Origin of the sequence: Sphingomonas japonica, from assembly GCF_006346325.1 — a bacterium.
Classification (GTDB): domain Bacteria; phylum Pseudomonadota; class Alphaproteobacteria; order Sphingomonadales; family Sphingomonadaceae; genus Sphingomonas; species Sphingomonas japonica.
The window spans coordinates 1,604,556-1,622,321 of record NZ_VDYR01000001.1 but is presented as its reverse complement, the minus strand read 5'-3'; the positions used below and the strand labels follow the sequence as shown (position 1 = coordinate 1,622,321).

At 66.0% G+C, this 17,766-nt stretch carries 15 protein-coding genes; 6 read left to right on the top strand and 9 right to left on the bottom strand.

Annotated features, from left to right (window positions below; translation table 11 throughout):
* Position 1: 1 nt before the first annotated feature.
* Genes FHY50_RS08030 through FHY50_RS08005 form a run of 6 tightly spaced genes read right to left on the bottom strand, consistent with a single transcriptional unit; the run spans position 2 to position 6,270 of the window.
* Positions 2-976, bottom strand: coding sequence for a type II secretion system F family protein (locus FHY50_RS08030; protein WP_140047960.1), 975 nt, complete (start codon positions 974-976; stop codon positions 2-4).
* Between the two features lie 41 nt (positions 977-1,017).
* Positions 1,018-2,295: a CpaE/TadZ family protein gene (locus tag FHY50_RS08025; protein ID WP_140047959.1), complete on the bottom strand. Its 1,278-nt coding sequence runs from the start codon at positions 2,293-2,295 to the stop codon at positions 1,018-1,020.
* Position 2,296: 1 nt separating this feature from the next.
* Positions 2,297-2,941 carry a CpaD family pilus assembly protein gene (locus FHY50_RS08020; RefSeq protein ID WP_140231094.1) on the bottom strand — a complete coding sequence of 215 codons (645 nt, stop codon included), beginning with the start codon at positions 2,939-2,941 and terminating at the stop codon, positions 2,297-2,299.
* Positions 2,942-2,958: 17 nt separating this feature from the next.
* Complete coding sequence (locus FHY50_RS08015) at positions 2,959-4,701, bottom strand: type II and III secretion system protein family protein (RefSeq protein WP_140047958.1); 1,743 nt, start codon at positions 4,699-4,701, stop codon at positions 2,959-2,961.
* A 1-nt stretch (position 4,702) separates the two neighbouring features.
* Positions 4,703-5,749, bottom strand: coding sequence for a Flp pilus assembly protein CpaB (gene cpaB, locus FHY50_RS08010; protein ID WP_140047957.1), 1,047 nt, complete (start codon positions 5,747-5,749; stop codon positions 4,703-4,705).
* Between the two features lie 47 nt (positions 5,750-5,796).
* Complete coding sequence (locus FHY50_RS08005; protein WP_140047956.1) at positions 5,797-6,270, bottom strand: A24 family peptidase; 474 nt, start codon at positions 6,268-6,270, stop codon at positions 5,797-5,799.
* 48 nt (positions 6,271-6,318) lie between these two features.
* Here FHY50_RS08005 and FHY50_RS08000 point away from each other — a divergent pair, with 48 nt between their 5' ends.
* On the top strand, positions 6,319-7,269 hold the full coding sequence (locus FHY50_RS08000) for an alpha/beta fold hydrolase (protein ID WP_140047955.1): 951 nt from the start codon (positions 6,319-6,321) through the stop codon (positions 7,267-7,269).
* Positions 7,266-8,372, top strand: coding sequence for an NAD(P)/FAD-dependent oxidoreductase (locus FHY50_RS07995; RefSeq protein ID WP_140231093.1), 1,107 nt, complete (start codon positions 7,266-7,268; stop codon positions 8,370-8,372). The genes FHY50_RS08000 and FHY50_RS07995 overlap by 4 nt, the downstream gene beginning before the upstream one ends.
* 4 nt (positions 8,373-8,376) lie before the next feature.
* On the opposite strand, the gene FHY50_RS07990 is transcribed toward FHY50_RS07995, so the two are convergent.
* Genes FHY50_RS07990 through FHY50_RS07980 form a run of 3 tightly spaced genes read right to left on the bottom strand, consistent with a single transcriptional unit; the run spans position 8,377 to position 9,933 of the window.
* The gene (locus FHY50_RS07990) at positions 8,377-9,288 is read right to left on the bottom strand and encodes a TraB/GumN family protein (RefSeq protein WP_140047954.1); all 912 of its coding nucleotides are present in this window, start codon (positions 9,286-9,288) and stop codon (positions 8,377-8,379) included.
* A gap of 26 nt (positions 9,289-9,314) precedes the next feature.
* Positions 9,315-9,737 carry a hypothetical protein gene (locus FHY50_RS07985; RefSeq protein ID WP_140047953.1) on the bottom strand — a complete coding sequence of 141 codons (423 nt, stop codon included), beginning with the start codon at positions 9,735-9,737 and terminating at the stop codon, positions 9,315-9,317.
* Positions 9,724-9,933 (bottom strand): helix-turn-helix transcriptional regulator, encoded by a 210-nt coding sequence (locus tag FHY50_RS07980; RefSeq protein WP_140047952.1) that lies wholly within the window; start codon positions 9,931-9,933, stop codon positions 9,724-9,726. The genes FHY50_RS07985 and FHY50_RS07980 overlap by 14 nt, the downstream gene beginning before the upstream one ends.
* Positions 9,934-10,089: 156 nt before the next feature.
* Between FHY50_RS07980 and FHY50_RS07975 the strand changes: the two genes are divergently transcribed.
* From FHY50_RS07975 to FHY50_RS07960, 4 genes are all read left to right on the top strand, one after another.
* Positions 10,090-11,511, top strand: coding sequence for an amidohydrolase (locus tag FHY50_RS07975; protein WP_140047951.1), 1,422 nt, complete (start codon positions 10,090-10,092; stop codon positions 11,509-11,511).
* On the top strand, positions 11,508-12,824 hold the full coding sequence (locus FHY50_RS07970; RefSeq protein WP_140047950.1) for an amidohydrolase family protein: 1,317 nt from the start codon (positions 11,508-11,510) through the stop codon (positions 12,822-12,824). The genes FHY50_RS07975 and FHY50_RS07970 overlap by 4 nt, the downstream gene beginning before the upstream one ends.
* A gap of 276 nt (positions 12,825-13,100) precedes the next feature.
* Positions 13,101-16,208, top strand: a complete 3,108-nt coding sequence (locus tag FHY50_RS07965) for a TonB-dependent receptor (RefSeq protein WP_140047949.1) — start codon at positions 13,101-13,103, stop codon at positions 16,206-16,208.
* Positions 16,209-16,289: 81 nt separating this feature from the next.
* Positions 16,290-17,765 carry a glucoamylase family protein gene (locus tag FHY50_RS07960; RefSeq protein WP_140047948.1) on the top strand — a complete coding sequence of 492 codons (1,476 nt, stop codon included), beginning with the start codon at positions 16,290-16,292 and terminating at the stop codon, positions 17,763-17,765.
* The last annotated feature ends 1 nt before the right edge of the window (position 17,766 follow it).

Here is a 17,766-nt window from a genome sequence, read left to right as displayed (position 1 = left end):
CTCAGATTTCGAAGTTGATCATGCGTGACATGATGAACGCGCCGATGCTCATCCACACCAGCCCGCCGAGACCGGCGATGATCAGGCGTTCGTCGATGAAGAAATTCTGCATGTAATCGCCGGAGATGTACCAGATTATCCCGAACACGATGAACGGCAGCGAGCCGATGATGTACGCAGAGGCCTTGGATTCGGACGACATCGCCTTGATCTTGAGCTTCATCTGCATGCGCTTGCGCAGCACGTCGGCCAGGTTGGCGAGCGTCTCGGCGAGGTTGCCGCCGGTCTCGCGCTGGATGGCGATGGTGATGACGAAGAACTGGAATTCGGCGGTGCCCAGCCGATCGGCGGTCTCCTGAAGCGCGGCGTCCATCGTCCGGCCGATCTTCATCTTGTCGGCGATCGCTCGAAATTCCTCCCCGACCGGGCCTTTGACCTCATGCCCGACGACGCCGATCGTCTCGGTGATCGGCAGGCCCGAGCGCAGCCCGCGCACCAGCAACTCGATCGCGTCGGGGAATTTGGTGTTGAACTGCGTGATCCGGCGCTTGATGTTCCATCCCACCACGAAATGCGGCAAGCCGGCGCCGACGAACAGTCCGAGCGTCGCCGCCAGCAGCACCGGCGCACCGCGCAGCCACAGCAGCATTGCGGCGACGACGAACAGGCCGACCGACGCCATCAGATACTGGCCCATCGTCCAGCTCTTGCCGGTCATCGCCAGCCGCTTCTTGAGCAAAGCCGGATTGGGCAGGAAGCGCGTGGCCGCGTCGTCCATCTTGGTATTGCGGTTGGTCGAGATGCGACGCAACTGGGCCTCGGCCACAATGTCGCTCGAAGCGCTGTGCCGGGCGCGTACCGCCGTCAGCCGACGGGTGCCGGCGCGGGCGGGCGAGGGGCCGGCAAAGGCGAACACCATCATTCCCAGCACGCAGAACGCACCGAAAGCGATGGCCAGGATCGGCAGCAATTCCATTACGCGTGCGCCCTTCCTTCAGACCGGCGGAGTGCCGGTCGTCACTTGCCGCCCTTGCCGGGCAGCTTCGCCTTGAACCCGCCGAGCCGGTCGAACAGCGATCCACCCTTTGTGGTCTTGCCAGGTGCTGCCGCATCGGCATCGTCGCTGGCGCTCAGGATCTGAGAGGCCAGGTCGCCAATCGGCGCCACCGTTTTCGATGCTTTCCCGGCCTCGGCGAGCGGCTTGCCGAGCTTGGCGGCCTGCGCGCACAATTTCTGATCGTAGGGAACCAGATAGTCGATCTTGCGCTCGATCGAGGCTTCGAAATCCTTGCGCCCGATCTCGATCGTGCTCGACGCCGGTACCCGGTTCGCGACGGTGATGACGCGCGTATTGGGGGCGTTGGACTTGAACCACGACAGCAGCCGGATCGCATCGCGCGCCGCCGCCAGCGTCAGTTCGCTGACGATCACCGCGGTCTGCAGGTCGGCGACGAGGTGCGGATGCTGGACCAGCATGCCGCGCGGCAGGTCGACGACGGTGCATTCGAATGCCGAGCGCATCTCTTCCTGCAGCTGATAGAAGGCCGCGCCGTCGGTCATCAGCGGCGTGTGGATCGGGGCCTCGGCCGACAGCACCGCCAGCTTGTCCGAAGCGCGCACCATCGCGCGTTCGATGAACAGCCCGTCGATGCGGCTGGGATTCTCGATCGCATCGGTCAGTCCGCGTCCCGGCTCGAGGTCGAGCGCCAGCGCGCCGGTGCCGAAATGCACGTCGAGGTCGAGCAGTGCCGTGGTGCGCTTGCCCTTGTCGCTTAGCAGCCAGGCGAGCGACGTGGCGATGGTCGAGGCGCCGACGCCGCCGCGCGTGCCGATCACTGCGACCGAGCAATGCGGGCGCTCGACGGCGGCTTCGACATGCTTGGGCGCGGTCAGCATCGCCTGCGCATGGGTGAAGCTCTCGCGCAGCATGTCGGGGCTGAGCGGTTTGAGGAGATAATCCTGGATGCCGCTGGCGACGAGGTCGCGGTAGAGCCGGACGTCGTTGACCTGGCCCGCGGCGATCACCACCGTGCCGGGCTCGCACACTTCGGCCAGCGCGTTGATGTCGTTCAGGGGATCGCCCGATTCGGACAGATCGACGAACAGGACGTGCGGGCTGGTCGACACCGACAGCGTCTGTACCGCGTTGCGCAGCCCGCCCTTGTTGATCTTTTCCGCCGGCCAGCCGAATTCGCTGGCGATCGGGCGCAGCGCTTCGGCAGTGGTCTCGTCGCACACGAACGCGACGAATGCATCGCGATTGGTGGCCTTTGCAGGCGTCCACGGCGCATTCATGTCACTGGCCTCCCTGCGTGGTGCTGACCGCTTCGGCGGCCTGGCCGCCCTGGCCGGTCGGCGCCGCCGCGCGATAGCTGCGGATCGCCTTGACCGCGGTTGCCGGGTCGATGGCATCGGCGCCGGGCTGGCCGCGGACCAGATCCTCGGGCCGGGCTACCATCGCCGCGAAGTTGGAGTTCACCGAACAGCCCTGGTTGGAATAGGTGTGCGAATCGAAATTGGGACCGTTGATCCGGCTGAAGTCGGGACAGCCTGGAACCGTAGCGGTCATCCGGGTGACGACGACCCGTGCAGTACCCGGCGCGATCGCCCCCGGCGTCACCGGCGCTGCCTCGGCGAGCAGCAGGCCATAGCGCGCCGCCTCTCCGGCAACGGCTTCGCGCGTCAATTCGCTATAGGCGCCGCCATCGTCGATCGCCACGCGGTCGCCATAGCCGAGCCGCATCGAAGCCATCCATCCCGCCAGTCTCTCGGCCTCGCCGGCTGCCAGCCCGCCGCCGTCGGTGCGCAGGTCGAACGCGTAATCGCCGCGGCTCACTACCGGCTGGTGCACCGATTCGAGCCCGCGATTGGCCGTGCCGCCGCACGATGCCAGCAGCAGCGCGCTGCCCAGGATCGCGGCGATGGGAGCATAGTTGGTCATGTCGGTCATCCTCGCGATCAGTTGGAGCTGAAGCCGGGCGCGGCGACGACGTCGTCCTTGCCCTTGTCGGCCGGCTTGCGCGGCGTCGCCGGCGCCGGCAGCGCCGCAGCGTTTTCAGGCGCCTGCTCCGGGAAGGACGGTCCTGCGGGAAGCGGCGTCGCCGCCGCCCCGAATGCCGGGTTCACGCCGGGCGCCGGGGCCATGACAGGCTTGGGTCGGTCGCCGCCGGTGTCGCCGCTCGACAGCTTGCCGAGCAGTACGCGCTCGATATCGGTCGGCGATTTATAGCCGTCGGTCGGCAGCACGATGTCGTTGGCATTGACCGGTTTCACCAGATACGGCGTCACCACGATCACCAGTTCGGTCTCGCTGCGCTGGAAACCGTTCGAACGGAACAGCGCGCCCAGGATCGGAAGGTCGCCCAGCCCGGGCGCCTTTTCGATCTGGTTGTCATTGTCGTTCGACAGCAGCCCCGCGATCATGAAGCTCTGGCCCGAGCCGAGCTCGACCGTCGTCTCCGCGCGGCGAGTGGTCAGTGCGGGAACCTGCGTGTTGCCGATCACGACGGCGCCCGCGGCGGACAGCTGCGACACTTCGGGACGCACCCTCAGCGAGATGCGGCCGTCCGACAGCACGGTCGGGGTATAGGCGAGGCTGACGCCATATTGCTTGTACTGGACCGAGATCGCGCCCAGACCCTGGTTGATCGGGATCGGGATTTCGCCGCCCGCCAGGAACGTCGCGGTCTCGCCCGACAGCGCGGTCAGGTTGGGATTGGCGAGCGTGGTGACCTGTCCGATGGTTTCGCCCAGGTCGATTGCCGACAGGACGTCCAGCCCGAACAGCTTGCCCGCCAGGTTGAGCGCGGTGCGCGTGCCGTCGGGCTTGTTGCCGAACTGGAATGCGGTGCCGGTGTTGGGATAGACGAAGGTGCCGCGCTGCGGATCGAAGGGCAGCGAGATCGTGCCCGCCGGAAACCCGAATTGCGACGATGCGTCGAGCTGGGGCAGCGACGAAGTGTCGACCGATCCGATCGATCCGGCGCTGCGGCCCGACGAAACGCCGAACTGGAACCCGCCGGTGCGGTCGCGGGTCTGCAAATTGACGCCGATATTCTTGACGAAGCTGCGGCTGACTTCGGCGATCCGCACCTGCAGATTGACCTGCAGCGGGCTGGCCGTCTTCAACCGGTTGATCACGCCGATCTTGAGCGCTTCCTCAGCGTCCGGATTGATGCCGGGGTTGAGGAGGGCGGTCACGAGCTGCTGCGCCTGCGCGCTCTCTTCTGGCGACGCTACCACTCCGTTCATCACCGCGATCTGGCCGATCGTGGTCACGCGGATATCGGCCTCGGGCATCGCCTGCTTGAGCATCCGGTCGAGCGAGGTGATGTTCTGGCTGACGCGGACGTTCGAGGAATAGGCGACGGTGCCGTTCGCCGTGGTCGCATAGATCGTCGCCTCGCCGAACGCCTTGCCGAACAGATAGATCTGGCGCGCGCTGCTGATATGCACGTCCGCGACCTCGGGGTTCGACGTCCAGACCTCGCTGACGGCGGCGGGCAACGAGATCATCTCGCCTTGGCCGATCGACAGCTGGACCTCGGTAGTCGGCCGCTGCGTGCCCGGCGGCAGCGGCGCCACGCGGGCACGCTGCGTCTGCGGACCGGCCCCGGCGAACGCGGTTGCGGGCGAGGTGACGGCGAGTGCCGTCGCCACCGTCGCACCCAGCGACCTCCGCAGCATCTGGATCATGCGCATGTCAGTTCTTCCCCCCAACCGCGACTTCGGTCACGGCATTGCCCCTTGCCACCCGGACCGAGGGTCCGGCGATGCGGACCGGCGCGACCGAGCCGTTGACTTCGGCGACCTGGCTCGTGCCCGGTGCCATATTCTGCGGCGGGACATTGCTGTCCGCTGCCTTGCCGGGCACGCTGCGCCGCTGGAACCGCGACACATCCGCGCCGGTCGAAATACTGGAGACGCCTTCGATCGGGCTTGCCGCAGCACGCGCCAGCATCGCTTTTTCGGCGGCCGGATCGCTCCCCTCGGGCACCTCGACGGTGCCGTTGGCGATCGCTTCCTCGAGCTCCGACGCATTGTCGGCGATCGATCGCAGCGACAGCGACAGCGACCCGATGGTCTGCGCGACCGCGATCTTCTCGGCGATGCGCGGCGTCGCCTCGACGGTGACCGTCGAATAGGTCGACACCACCGTGTTGCCGTTCTCGTCGACGCCCTTGTCGGTCTTCTGGTCGGTGGCGAGCACGCGCAGGTTGCGCAGCACCGTCTCCGACACCTTGAGCGGCGGGCCGTCGCCGCCGCCTGCCACCGACTGCGTCAGGATCAGGTCGATGCGGTCACCCGGAAACACGAACCCTGCCACGGCGCTCTGCGTCGAAACCGGAACGGTCACGGCGCGCATGCCTGCGCCCAGCGCCGCCGCCAGGAAGCCGCGGTCGCCCGGCTTGACCAGCGCGCCCTGCGTCAGCGGCTGACCCGCCGGGATCGCGAAGCGCACCACCGTGCCCTGCAGCTTGGCGAGATCGGGATTGTCCTTCTTGAGGAAGTACGCGCCCTCGATCAGTTCTTCGGGCCATGGCTGGAACTTAAGCGCGGTCGCGTCGATGATCGTGCCGACCGGCAGCGCCTTGGTCGCGACCATGACCTCGGGGCCGGTTGGAACCGGCGCCGCGGCCGCATCGGCGGCAGGCGCGGTCGATCCGCGCATCAGGCTGTGCGCCATGAACGCAGTGATCGCAGCGACGAACAGCGCGCCGACCAGCAGAATGATTTTCCGTCCATCCATGACGCTTCAGGCCTTTCCAAGTGCGGGCCAGGTGATCCCGCATCCGTTCATCGCGGAAACTGGTTAAGAATCGGTTCGCCAAGAACCATGAGGCCGGCGAGCGCGATTGCGACGCCGTAGGGAATTTCCGGAGCGTTCTTGCAGCGGCGCAGTTTTCCTTCGATCAGCATTGCCAGCGTGATCGCTCCGCCCAGCAACGACATCACGATCAGCACGAACATCAGCACGTCGAACGGCAGCCACAGCGCCAGCGCGCCGAGCATCTTGACGTCGCCGCCGCCCATCATCCCGAAGTGGAACGCGACCGCGAACAACGCGAACACGCCGATGCCCAGCGCGAGCTGGAGCGCCATGCCGGGCCATAGCGGCAGCCCGATCGCCAACCAGAACAGCGGTGCCAGCAGCGCGATCGCACCGTTCTTCCAGTCGGCGATCTCGCGAATGCGCACATCCTCGATGCCCGCGGACACGAGCAGCAGGCCGAGCAGGCCGAACAGGACCAGAACCGAAAAATCCCCCATCGCGCTATTCCCTAGACGCGGCGGCTTGCCAAAACGTAACCAGCGGCCATGGACCCGATGTTCGATCGCCGCGCCGTTCCCTCAGGCGCCGTATTCACCCGCTGGACCGCTGCCGATGGCTGGGCTCTACGTCGATTCGACTGGCCCGTGGCAGGCGCCGCGCGCGGATCGATCCTGTTCCAGGGCGGGCGCGGCGACATCCCCGAAAAATATCTCGAGAGTTTCGCGCACTGGCACGCCGCCGGCTGGAACGTCAGTTCGCTCGACTGGCGGGGGCAGGGCGGGTCGGGGCGCCTGACACCGCGCCCGCATTGCGGCCACATCGACTCGTTCGAGGATTATCTGCGCGATATCGACGCGTTCGGCCGCGAATGGCGGGCAGCATCGCCGGGACCGCACGTCGCCATCGGGCACTCGATGGGAGGTCACCTGATCCTGCGCGCGCTGGTCGAGGCGCGGCTTGCCTGCGACGCAGCCATTCTCGTCGTCCCGATGCTCGGGCTCAAGGCGCCGATCAGCGCGGCGTTCGGGGAGCGGCTCGCGCGCATCCTCGCAGCGTTCGGCAAACCCGATCGCCCCGCATGGAAAGGCAATGAGAAGCCGCACACCACCGAGACTCGCCAGTCGCTGCTGACGCATCACACCGCGCGCTATGAGGACGAGCTGTTCTGGCAGGCGAGCGATCCCGCGCTGATGACCGGTCCGCCGAGCTGGCGCTGGCTGACCCAGGCGTTCGCCTCGACGCGCCAACTGCGCACCGACCCCCGGCTGGCGAAGATGCGAACGCCGCTGCTCGCGCTGATCGCCGATGCCGACGGGCTGGTCGATCCCGCCGCCGCGCTGGCGATGCTCGCGCGGCTGCCCGATGCGCGCCTTGTCCGGTTCGGCAATGAATCGGCACACGAGATCCTGCGCGAAGTCGATGCCGTCCGCGACCGCGCGCTAGCAGAGATCGACGCCTTCCTCGCCGAACGCGCGCCAGCGTGGTCGGCTGGATGATCCGCGCCGACATCGCCATCATCGGCGCGGGCATGGCCGGAGCCAGCCTAGCCGCCGAGATCGCGGCCGGGGCGCAGGTCGTGCTGGTCGAGGCAGAGACCGCGCCGGGCATGCACGCTACCGGTCGCTCGGCCGCTTTCTGGTCGGAAACCTATGGCGGCCCCGGCATCCAGCCGTTGACCAGCGCCTCGGGGCCGATCCTGGCCTCCCCGCCGCCCGAGCTGGGTGAGGAGGGGTTCCTGTCGCCGCGCGGCGAATTGCTGATCGGCCGTGCCGAGGACGCCGGCCTGCTCGATGCGTTCGTCGCCGAATTTGCGGGATCGAGCGTTCGGCTGGACCGCGTGGCGCCTGCGGACCACGTCCCCGGCATCCACGGCGAATGGCAGCGCGGCGTGCTCGGCCCAAGCTGCAGCGACATCGACGTCGCGCGGCTCCACGCCGCCTATCTGGCGCTGGCCAGGCGCCGCGGCGCGCAGGTGATGAGCGACGCTACGGTCACCGCCCTCGATCGCCGCGACGGTGCCTGGCATCTTTCGACCCGCGCCGGGATGATCGTCGCCGACACGATCGTTGATGCTGCGGGAGCCTGGGCAGGCCCGGTCGCCGCGATGGCGGGCGCGCAGCCGATCGCGATCGCGCCGCTGCGTCGCACGATGGTGCAACTGCGCGTGTCGCCGCCCGTCCCCGCCGATCTGCCGCTGGTGATCGATGCGCGCGGCGGCTTCTACTTCAAGCCGGACGCGGGTGGCCGGCTATGGCTGTCGCCGCACGACGAGACACCGGTGGCGCCCGGCGATGTCGCGGCCGAAGAGATCGACGTCGCGATCGCGATCGACCGGCTCGAGCGCGTCGTCGATTGGCGGATCGAGGCGGTCGAGCGGCGCTGGGCCGGCCTGCGCAGCTTCGCGCCCGACCGCCTGCCGGTCTATGGCTTCGACAGACGCGCCCCCGGCTTCTTCTGGTGCGCGGGGCAGGGCGGGTTCGGCATCCAGACCGCGCCCGCCGCCGCCAAGCTGGCCGCTGCCCTGCTGCTCAGCCGTGCGCCCGAAACACCGGTCGCGCATATTGACCCGGAGCCCTACGCTCCGGGCCGCTTCGCCTGACCGCTCAATAGGCGACCCGGGTCGCTTTCAGGTCGCGCTTGCCGAGCCACACCTGCACCGAATCCGGTCCGGCAAGATGCCCCGCGCCGACCGCCATGAACACCTTGCCCGGCGTGTCGAGCCGCGTGTCGATCCAGTCGGCCCAGCGCGCGTTGCGATCGGACAACAGCACTTTGCCGACCTCGGGCGTCTCGCGCAGTTCCTCGTTCATCACCTTGCCCAGGGCGTCGGGATCGCCCGCGCTCCAGTGAACGACCATCGAATCGAACACGCTTTGCACGCGCGGCAGGCTATCGATCGTCGAGCGCAGGAAGCCGATCTGCGCGGGTTCGGGTAGCGTGTCGAAAAAGCCCAGCTGCTCGTCGAACGTCTCGACGCCCGAGATCGGCTTGTTGGCCGCCTCGGCTGCCTTCATCAGCACGCGCTCGGCCCCGGTGTCGGGGGAATAGCCCAGCTTCTGCAGCGGGATAAGCGACAGCATGAGGCCCGGGAACCATGGATCCATCCGCTCGAACGCAGCGACCGGTACGCCGTTGTCGGTCATCGCCTTTTCATATTTCGCCTTGAGGTCGGCGGGGAGTTTGTCGCTCAGCGCGGGCCCGGTCGGGTTGCTGGCGATCTTCATCATCGCCGGGCCCGCTACGGCATCGGGCGGCGGCACCATTTCGAGCACCAGTTGATCGCTCGCGTCGAATGCCTTTTTCACCCCCTCGTCGAACCAGCTCAAGCCGGGCTTGAGCACATGGACGGTGCCGAACAGATAGATCGTCGTGTCGTCGTCCTTGACTACCCACAGGGCAGGATCGGCATCGACGGCCGCCGGGGCCGGTGTCGGCGCGGGCGCGGTTTGCGCGATCGCGGCGGGCGGTCCGGCCAGCGCGAGCGCGGCAAAGGCGGTCAGCAAGAACGTCTTCATGTCAGCTTCCTTTCGAATGGCTGCGATCACGGTCGCCAGCGCTTCCAGAAATAGGTCAGGGTGACGACGACCAGCGTCGCGACGAAAATCATCTCGGGATTCGTCTTCGGCGCGATCCCGCCGCGCGACAAGGCGTACCAGCAGGGATAGACCAGCGCGTAGAAATACAGGCCGACGGTCGCCGCGATCAGGTTGTCGCGCAGGTCGAGTTCGTCGATCTCGCGGAAATAGAACCAGGATCCGCCAAGCACCCCTGCCAGCATCACGATCACCCCAATCACCGCTACACCCGGCGAGATCGCGCCGCCGCTGCCGATCCGCGCGCTGTCGATCCCCGTGGCGATGCCCAATACGAGGCCAAGCCCGAGCAGCGCGCCGATGATGATCCGCAACCGCCGTCGCTTGGCGATGAATGCGCGCTCGCCATCGCTGACTTCAGGCCGTTCCATCGCTGCCCCCATCATCGAAAATCTCCTCGATCGGCTGACCGAACAAGCGCGCGATGCGGAAAGCGAGCGGCAGCGACGGATCGTATTTTCCCGTCTCGATCGCGTTAACCGCCTGGCGCGACACGCCGAGATGCCCGCCCAGCTCGGCCTGGCTCCAGTCGCGCTCGGCGCGCAGTATCTTCAGCCGGTTTTCCACTATCTCATCATGTCATGTTTCCATGACCAAATGTCATGGACGCATTGCCATGTCAAGCACCCCTGACGCAAGGACATGTGATCGTCGATTGCGCCGTCGCTTGCACCGGGTAGGATCGGGGCGAATCGATCGGGGGACAGGGTGATCCGAAATTGCATGTTGTTCGCGGCTTTTGCCGCAGCATTGGCCGGGTGCGCCACCAGCGACGTTGAGCCTGCCTCCGCCAGCGCAGGAGCTACCACCGACGCGCGTTCATCGAGCAGCGACGCCGCGGATCGCCGCTACGATCGCAATCCCTATCCCTCGACCTACAAGCCCTATCCGGGCCGTCCCACACTGATCACCAACGTCACCATCCTCGATGGCGAGGGCGCGCGCATCGACAACGGCGCGGTGCTGTTCCGCGACGGCCGCATCGTCGAGGTGGGCCAGGCGATCGCCGCCGACGGTGCCGACGTGATCGACGGCCAGGGCAAATGGGTGACGCCCGGTATCATCGACGTCCACAGTCATCTCGGCGACTATCCGTCGCCCGGCGTCGATGCGCTGTCCGACGGTAACGAAGCGACCTCGCCGATCACCGCCGATGTCTGGGCCGAGCACAGCGTCTGGCCGCAGGATCCCGGCTTCGCGCGCGCGCTGACCAATGGCGGCGTGACGACGCTTCAGATCCTGCCGGGGTCGGCGAACCTGATGGGCGGACGCTCGGTGACGCTCAAGAACGTCTATGCGCGCACGATGCAGGGCATGAAGTTCCCCGGCGCGCCGTACGGCCTCAAGATGGCGTGCGGCGAGAATCCCAAGCGCGTCTATGGCAGCAAGGGACGCCAGCCCTCGACGCGGATGGGCAATGTCGCGGTCGATCGCGCGACCTGGGCCAAGGCACAGGAATACAAGTCCAAATGGGACAAATATGAAGAGGATGGCGAGGGCAGCGCCCCATCGCGCGACATCGGCATGGACACGCTGCGCGGCGTGCTGGCGGGCGACATCCTCGTCCACAACCACTGCTATCGCGCCGACGAGATGGCGGTCGTCATGGATATGGCCAAGGAGTTCGGCTACAAGGTCACCGCCTTCCACCACGCCGTCGAAAGCTACAAGATCGCGGACCTTTTGAAGGCCAACGGCGTGTGCTCGGCGGTGTGGGCCGACTGGTACGGCTTCAAGATGGAAAGCTACGACGCGATCACCGAGAATCTCGCCATCCTCGAAAAGGAGGGCGCGTGCGCGATGATCCATTCCGACGACGCCAACGGTATCCAGCGCTTGAACCAGGAAGTGGCCAAGGTGCTTGCCGCCGCCAATCGCGCCGGGATGGCCATGACGAAACAACAGGCGTGGCGCTGGCTGGCGATCAACCCGGCGCGCGCGCTGGGCATCGAAGCACAGACCGGCAGCCTCAAGCCTGGCAAGATGGCCGATGTCGTGCTGTGGAACGGCGATCCGTTCAGCGTCTATACCCGCCCCGAACGCGTCTGGATCGACGGCGCGTTGCTTTACGACGCCAATGATCCGCGCTTACGGCCGGTGTCCGATTTCGAACTTGGCCAGCCCGGCGAAGGGGATGTGAAGTGAAGCGATTGCTGCTCGCCCCGTTTGCGTTCTTGGGCGCGGCGTCGCTTGCTTCCGTCCCGGCTTCTGCACAGGACGTTGCGATCACCAATGCCCGGCTGGTCGTTGGCGACGGCTCCGGTCCGGTCGATGGCGGCACCGTCGTCATCCGCGGCGGACGTGTCGTCGCTGCGGGGACCGGCGTGGCGGTGCCGACCGGGATGCGCACGATCGATGCCGCGGGCAAATGGGTGTCGCCGGGCATCGTCGCCGGTTTCTCGCGGCTCGGCATCGTCGAGGTCGACGCGGTCAATCCCACCAACGACGCCTTCGCCAACGGATCGCCGTTCAATGCCGCGATCGACGTCGCGCCGGTGGTCAATCCGCGCGCGACCCCGATCGCGATCAACCGCGCAGAGGGCGTGACCCGCGCGATCGTCGCGCCGCAGGTCGGAAGTTCGATCTTCGCCGGGCAGGGGGCGGTGATCGATCTTGGCGACGACATGGCCGCGGTGACGATGCCGCGCGCCTTCCAGTTTCTCGAGTTCGGCGAGGATGGCGCGCGCGAGGCCGGCGGCAGCCGCGCCGCGCTGATCGTCCAGCTGCGCAATGCCCTGTTCGAGGCGCAGGCCTATGCGCGCGATCCGGCGTCGTTCCTTGATCGCGGCAAGCAGGCGCTGCTCACCCGCGCCGATGCCGAGGCGCTGGTACCGGTGCTCGAAGGCCGCGTTCCGCTGCTCGTCCATGTCGAGCGCGCCGCCGACATCCTCAGCCTGCTCGACCTGATGCGCGAATTCGACGCGATCGAGCCGGTACTGGTCGGCGCTACCGAAGCGTGGACGGTGGCGCCGCAGATCGCCGCCGCGGGTGTCCCGGTGATCGCCAGCGCGCTCGCCGATCTGCCCGCCAGTTTCGAACAACTCGCAGCGACGCAATCGAACATGGGCCGCCTCAAGGCGGCGGGCGTCACGACCGCGCTTGGCATGATCAACGACGAGGATGCGCGCCAGGCACGCTATGCCAAGCAATATGCCGGCAACCTCGTTGCGCTCGGGCGCATCCCCGGCGCTGCCGGTCTCAGTTGGGGCGAAGCGTTTGCGGCGATCACTTCCCTTCCCGCGCAGGTGATGGGGATGGGCGCCGAATTCGGCTCTCTGGCGCCGGGACGTCGCGGCGACGTGGTGATCTGGGACGGGGACCCGCTCGAGATCGGCACGGCGGCGACGGCGGTATTCATCGACGGCGTCGAACAACCGCTCGAGAACCGCCAGACCCGGCTGCGTCAGCGCTACCTCGATCCCAAGGAAGGCGCGCTGCCCAAGGCCTATCAGCGCTGAAACAGTCCTCACGCACGACAATAGTTGCGCAATAGCCACAGCCCGCACAACTTCGTGCGCAGATCGATCCTGTCCTGAAACAATCGGGTAGGCGGGGCATTTCCGCTACGTAACCGCGCCTGTTGCCGATCGGCAACGTCGCCCGATCAATATCGGGCAGGGGGCCGACTGGCGATTGAACCGGTTACATCGATGTGCTTGACGCGGGGCATATCGCCGTCCTTCACGACTGCGAGCACCGCCAAGGTGCCGTTTTTCCCAGGGGAATCCACTGAAATGGCTCACCAACTCCAGCTCCGTCGCACTCGCCGCACGATCCGCGCCGCCGCCGCGCTGCTGCTCGGCACCGCGATCGGCGCGGTCGCGATCACGCCCGCTGCCGCCCAGCAATCGACTGCTTCGATCCGGGGCACGATCACCGCAGGCGAGGGCGGCCAGGCGACGCAGGTCATCGCCGTCGATCAGAATTCGGGCATCCGCCGCACGTCCTCCGTCGGCGCCGACGGCAGCTATAACTTCGCGTCGCTGCGCCCCGGCCAGTACCGCCTCGAGATCGTGCTTCCCACCGGCAGCCGCCAGACCGACGTCATCACGCTTACCGTTGGCCAGGCAGCGCAGCTCGATTTCGATTTCTCCGCGGCCGCTACGCCGGCTCCCGCGACCAGCGACGCCGACCTCGATGCCGCAGCCGAGGCCGCTTCCGAAGCGAGCGTCACGGACGTCGCTGCCGAGGGCGAGATCATCGTCACCGCCAACCGCCTCGTCACGCTCGACGGCGGCGAGGTCGGCACCACCATCTCACAGCGCCTGATCGAGCAGTTGCCGCAGAACAACCGCAACTTCCTCGCCTTCGCCGACCTGGCACCGGGGGTAGCGTTTGTTACCGCCTCGAACGGTAATTCGCGCATCCAGGGCGGCGCGCAGCGTTCCAACTCGGTCAACGTGTTCATCGATGGTGTCAGCCAGAAGGATTACGTCCTTCAAAACGGCATCACCGGACAGGACTCGACGCAGGGCAATCCGTTCCCGCAGCTCGCGGTCGGCGAGTACAAGGTCATCAGCTCGAACTACAAGGCCGAGTTCGATCAGGTGTCGTCGGTGGCGATCACCGCCGTCACCAAATCGGGCACCAACGAATTCCACGGCGAAGGCTTCATCGACTTCACCAACCAGGATTTCCGTGCGCTGCGCCCCAGCGAGTTCCAGCCCGGCGCGAGCAAGATCGAGACGCAGGACATGCAGTTCGGCGGCGCGCTCGGCGGGCCGATCATCCGCGATCTCGCCCATTTCTTCGTCACCTACGAAGGCAAGCGCCAGCAGGTGCCTGTCGACATCTTCCCCGGCGACAACCGCACCGTCGCCTCGATCCCGGCTGAATATCAGGGCATCTTCGGCAGCACCAACCGCAGCTTCAACGAAGACCTGTATTTCGGCAAGATCGACCTTGTGCCGACCGACAACGACCTGTTCGAAGTGTCGGTGAAGTACCGCAAGGAAACCGGCGAAAATCTCAACAACGGCATCGCCGCCGCCTCGACCCGCTCGCTGGTCGATACCGAGGAACTGCGCGGCACGTTCCGCTGGGAGCATACTGGAGAGACCTGGGTCAACGACCTCAAGGTTTCGTACCAGGATGTGAAATGGAACCCGACCCCGGCCGAATTCGGCAATGCGTCGCTGTTTCAAACGACCCGGTCGAACATCAACGACGAGGGCAATCTCGTCATCACCCGCGCTGATCTGTTCCGCATCGGCGGCAGCAGCAATTTCCAGGACAAGGGGCAAAAGGGCACCACCGTCCAGGACGATTTCACCTATACCGGGTTCGATGGTCACACGATCAAGTTGGGCGCCAAGGCCAGCTGGATCCAGCTCAATTCGGTCGAACAGAACAACTTCAACCCGCTCTACACCTACAACAGCGACCTGTTCGGCGACGGCACGTTCAACGACACGATCCCATACCGCGTGCAGTTCGGCGCGCTCGGGCCATCGGGCAGCCCGGTGGTACGGTCCGACAATTTCCAGTTCGGCGTCTATGTTCAGGATGACTGGGACGTCACCGAACGGCTGACGCTCAACCTCGGCATCCGCTGGGATTACGAACGCACTCCGGCATTCCTCAATTACGCGCACCCCGCCGACGCGCTTGCCGCGGTCTCGCCGGAAAACTACCCGAACCTCGTCAATGCCGATTACGACATCAACGACTATATCTCGACCGGCAACGAGCGCGAGGTGTTCCTGGGCGCGTTCCAGCCGCGCATCGGGTTCAGCTACGAACTCGACGCGGATGCCCGTTTCATCGTGTTCGGCGGCTATGGCCGCTCGTACGATCGCAACCAGTTCGATTTCCTCCAGCAGGAAACCAGCACCGGCGCGTTTCCGACCCGGACGTTCAACTTCATCACCGACGATCCGCTCAACGAATGCGACCCCGGTGCGACCTGCCTTCCGTTCGATCCGATCTATCTGACCCAGGAAGGCCGCGACCAGCTTGCCGCCAATGCGTCGGGCGGCGGTCGCGAGCTGCGCTTCATCAACAACGACCTCAAGGTGCCCTATTCGGATCAGTTCAGCCTGGGGCTGAAAACCCGGTTCGATCCGGTCGATCTGGAAGTCGGCTACACCCACATCGAAAGCCGCGACGGCTTCGTCTATCTGCTCGGGAATCGCCGGCCCGATGGCAATTTCTTCGAACCGGGCGCGGCTCCCAATTCGCCGTTCGGCTTCGCGCCTCCGGGGTTCGGTTCGATCATCATCGGCGACAACGGGTTGGAAACGAGTTCCGACGCCGCTTACGTAAAGCTCGTCAAGCGGTACACCGTGGCTTCGCCGTGGAGCATCGACGCGACCTACACCTATACCCAAGCCGAGGAGAACCGGGCATTTGGCGAGACCTTCTCGCTCGATTTCCCGTCGATCGAGGATTATCCGGTGCTGCGTTCGTCGGGCGTGCCGCGGCATCGCTTCGTTGCTGCAGGCAGCGTTGATCTGCCGATCGACTTGTCGCTGTCTGCCAAGTTCACCCTCGAATCGCCGCCGTTCCTCAAGGGTTTTATCAACCAGGGCTTTGCTCCGTTCGAACGCATACTGGTCGGCACCGAGGCAGAGGGTAACGGCGATCGCTGGGGCCGCCGCCAAATGGATCTGGCCGTCACGAAGTACATTCCATTGGGCTTCATCTCCGACGAAACCCAGATCCGCTTCCGCGTCGACATCATCAACCTGTTCAACGATCGCAATTACATCAATTACAATGGCAACCCCGCCGACGATTCACGCGACGACGGTTCGCCAACAATCTTCGGCGAGCAGAACGGCTTCGATACTGGCGGCAATCCGCCGCGTACGATCAAGGTGTCGGCCGGGTTCAGCTTCTAGCCATATCGAGAGCGCTGCCCGTCGCCCGGGTGACCGGCGGGCAGCGCCATCGCTTCTCGCAGTCACCCGGGAGATGTCTGCGTGAAGTTCCGTTCGATTGCCGCCGCGGCGCTGGCCAGCGTCACCCTTGCCAGTTGCACGCCAACGCTGCGCTCCGAACCAACCGCCGGCACGACGACCTACTCCCCCGCGCAGCAAGACGCCTTCGCCGACGATCTCTCGCGCCGCACCTTTGCCTATTTCTGGGACACCACCACCCCGGACACCTGCCTCGCGCCCGATCGCTGGCCGTCCAATCCGTTTTCCAGCATCGCCGCGACCGGCTTCGCGCTCACCGCCTACGGCGTCGGCGTCGATCGCGGCTATGTCACGCGCGACGAGGCCGCGAAGCGCACGCTTGCCTGCATGCAATTCTATCACGACCTGCCCCAGGGCGGGGCCGAGACCGGGATGGGCGGGCACAAGGGCTTTTTCTACCACTTCCTCGACAACAAAGGCCGCCGCTACAAGAACACCGAGCTGTCGACCGTCGACACCACGCTGCTGCTCGGCGGCATCCTGTTCGCACAGAGCTTCTACGACGCCGACACCCCGACCGAGGCACGCATCCGCGCCCTTGCCGAGGCGATCTACGCGCGCGTCGACTGGACCTGGGCCCAGCGCAAGAATACCGGCGAGCCGTCGCGCAATTCCGAGAATGGCGAGGCGATCACGATGGGCTGGAAGCCGGAGCGCGGCTTCGAGACGCACGACTGGGTCGGCTATAATGAAGGCATGCTGGTCTATATCCTCGCCGCGGGATCGCCGAGCCATGCGATCGACAAGGCGGCATGGGATCGCGGCTGGGCACAGCGGCTGGAAAGCGACTGGGGCACCTATTACCGGCAGGAACATCTGACGTTCGAGCCGCTTTTCGGGCATCAATATTCGCACGTCTGGGTCGATTTCCGCGGCATCCAGGACGCCTATATGGCTGCCAAGGGCATCGATTATTTCGAGAACAGCCGCCGCGCCACGCTGTCGCAACAGGCATATGGCGCCGACAATCCCAACCGCTGGACCGGCTATTCGGGCAGCATCTGGGGCTGGACCGCATCCGATGGCCCCGGCTATCGCAAGGCAACCGTCAATGGCCGCGAACGCACCTTCATGGGCTATTCGGCGCGCGGGGTCAGCCCGTTCGACGTCATCGACGACGGCACCATCGTGCCCACCGCGCCCGGCGGCTCGATCCCTTTCGCGCCGCAGGAGACGCTGTCCGCGCTGATGGCGATGCGGGCGCAATATGGCGAGCGGCTCTACACGCGATATGGCTTCAAGGACGCGTTCAACCCCAGCTTCACCTTCGCCGACACCCCCAATCGCGACGGCACCGTCGATCCGCGGACCGGCTGGGTGGCGAACGACCATCTCGGCATCGACCAGGGCCCGATCCTGCTGATGCTCGAGAATCACCGCAGCGAACTGGTGTGGAAGGTGATGCGCAGGAACCCGCATGTCGTGCGCGGGCTCAGGAGGCTGGGATTCGCTGGCGGCTGGCTCGATGCGGCGGATTGAA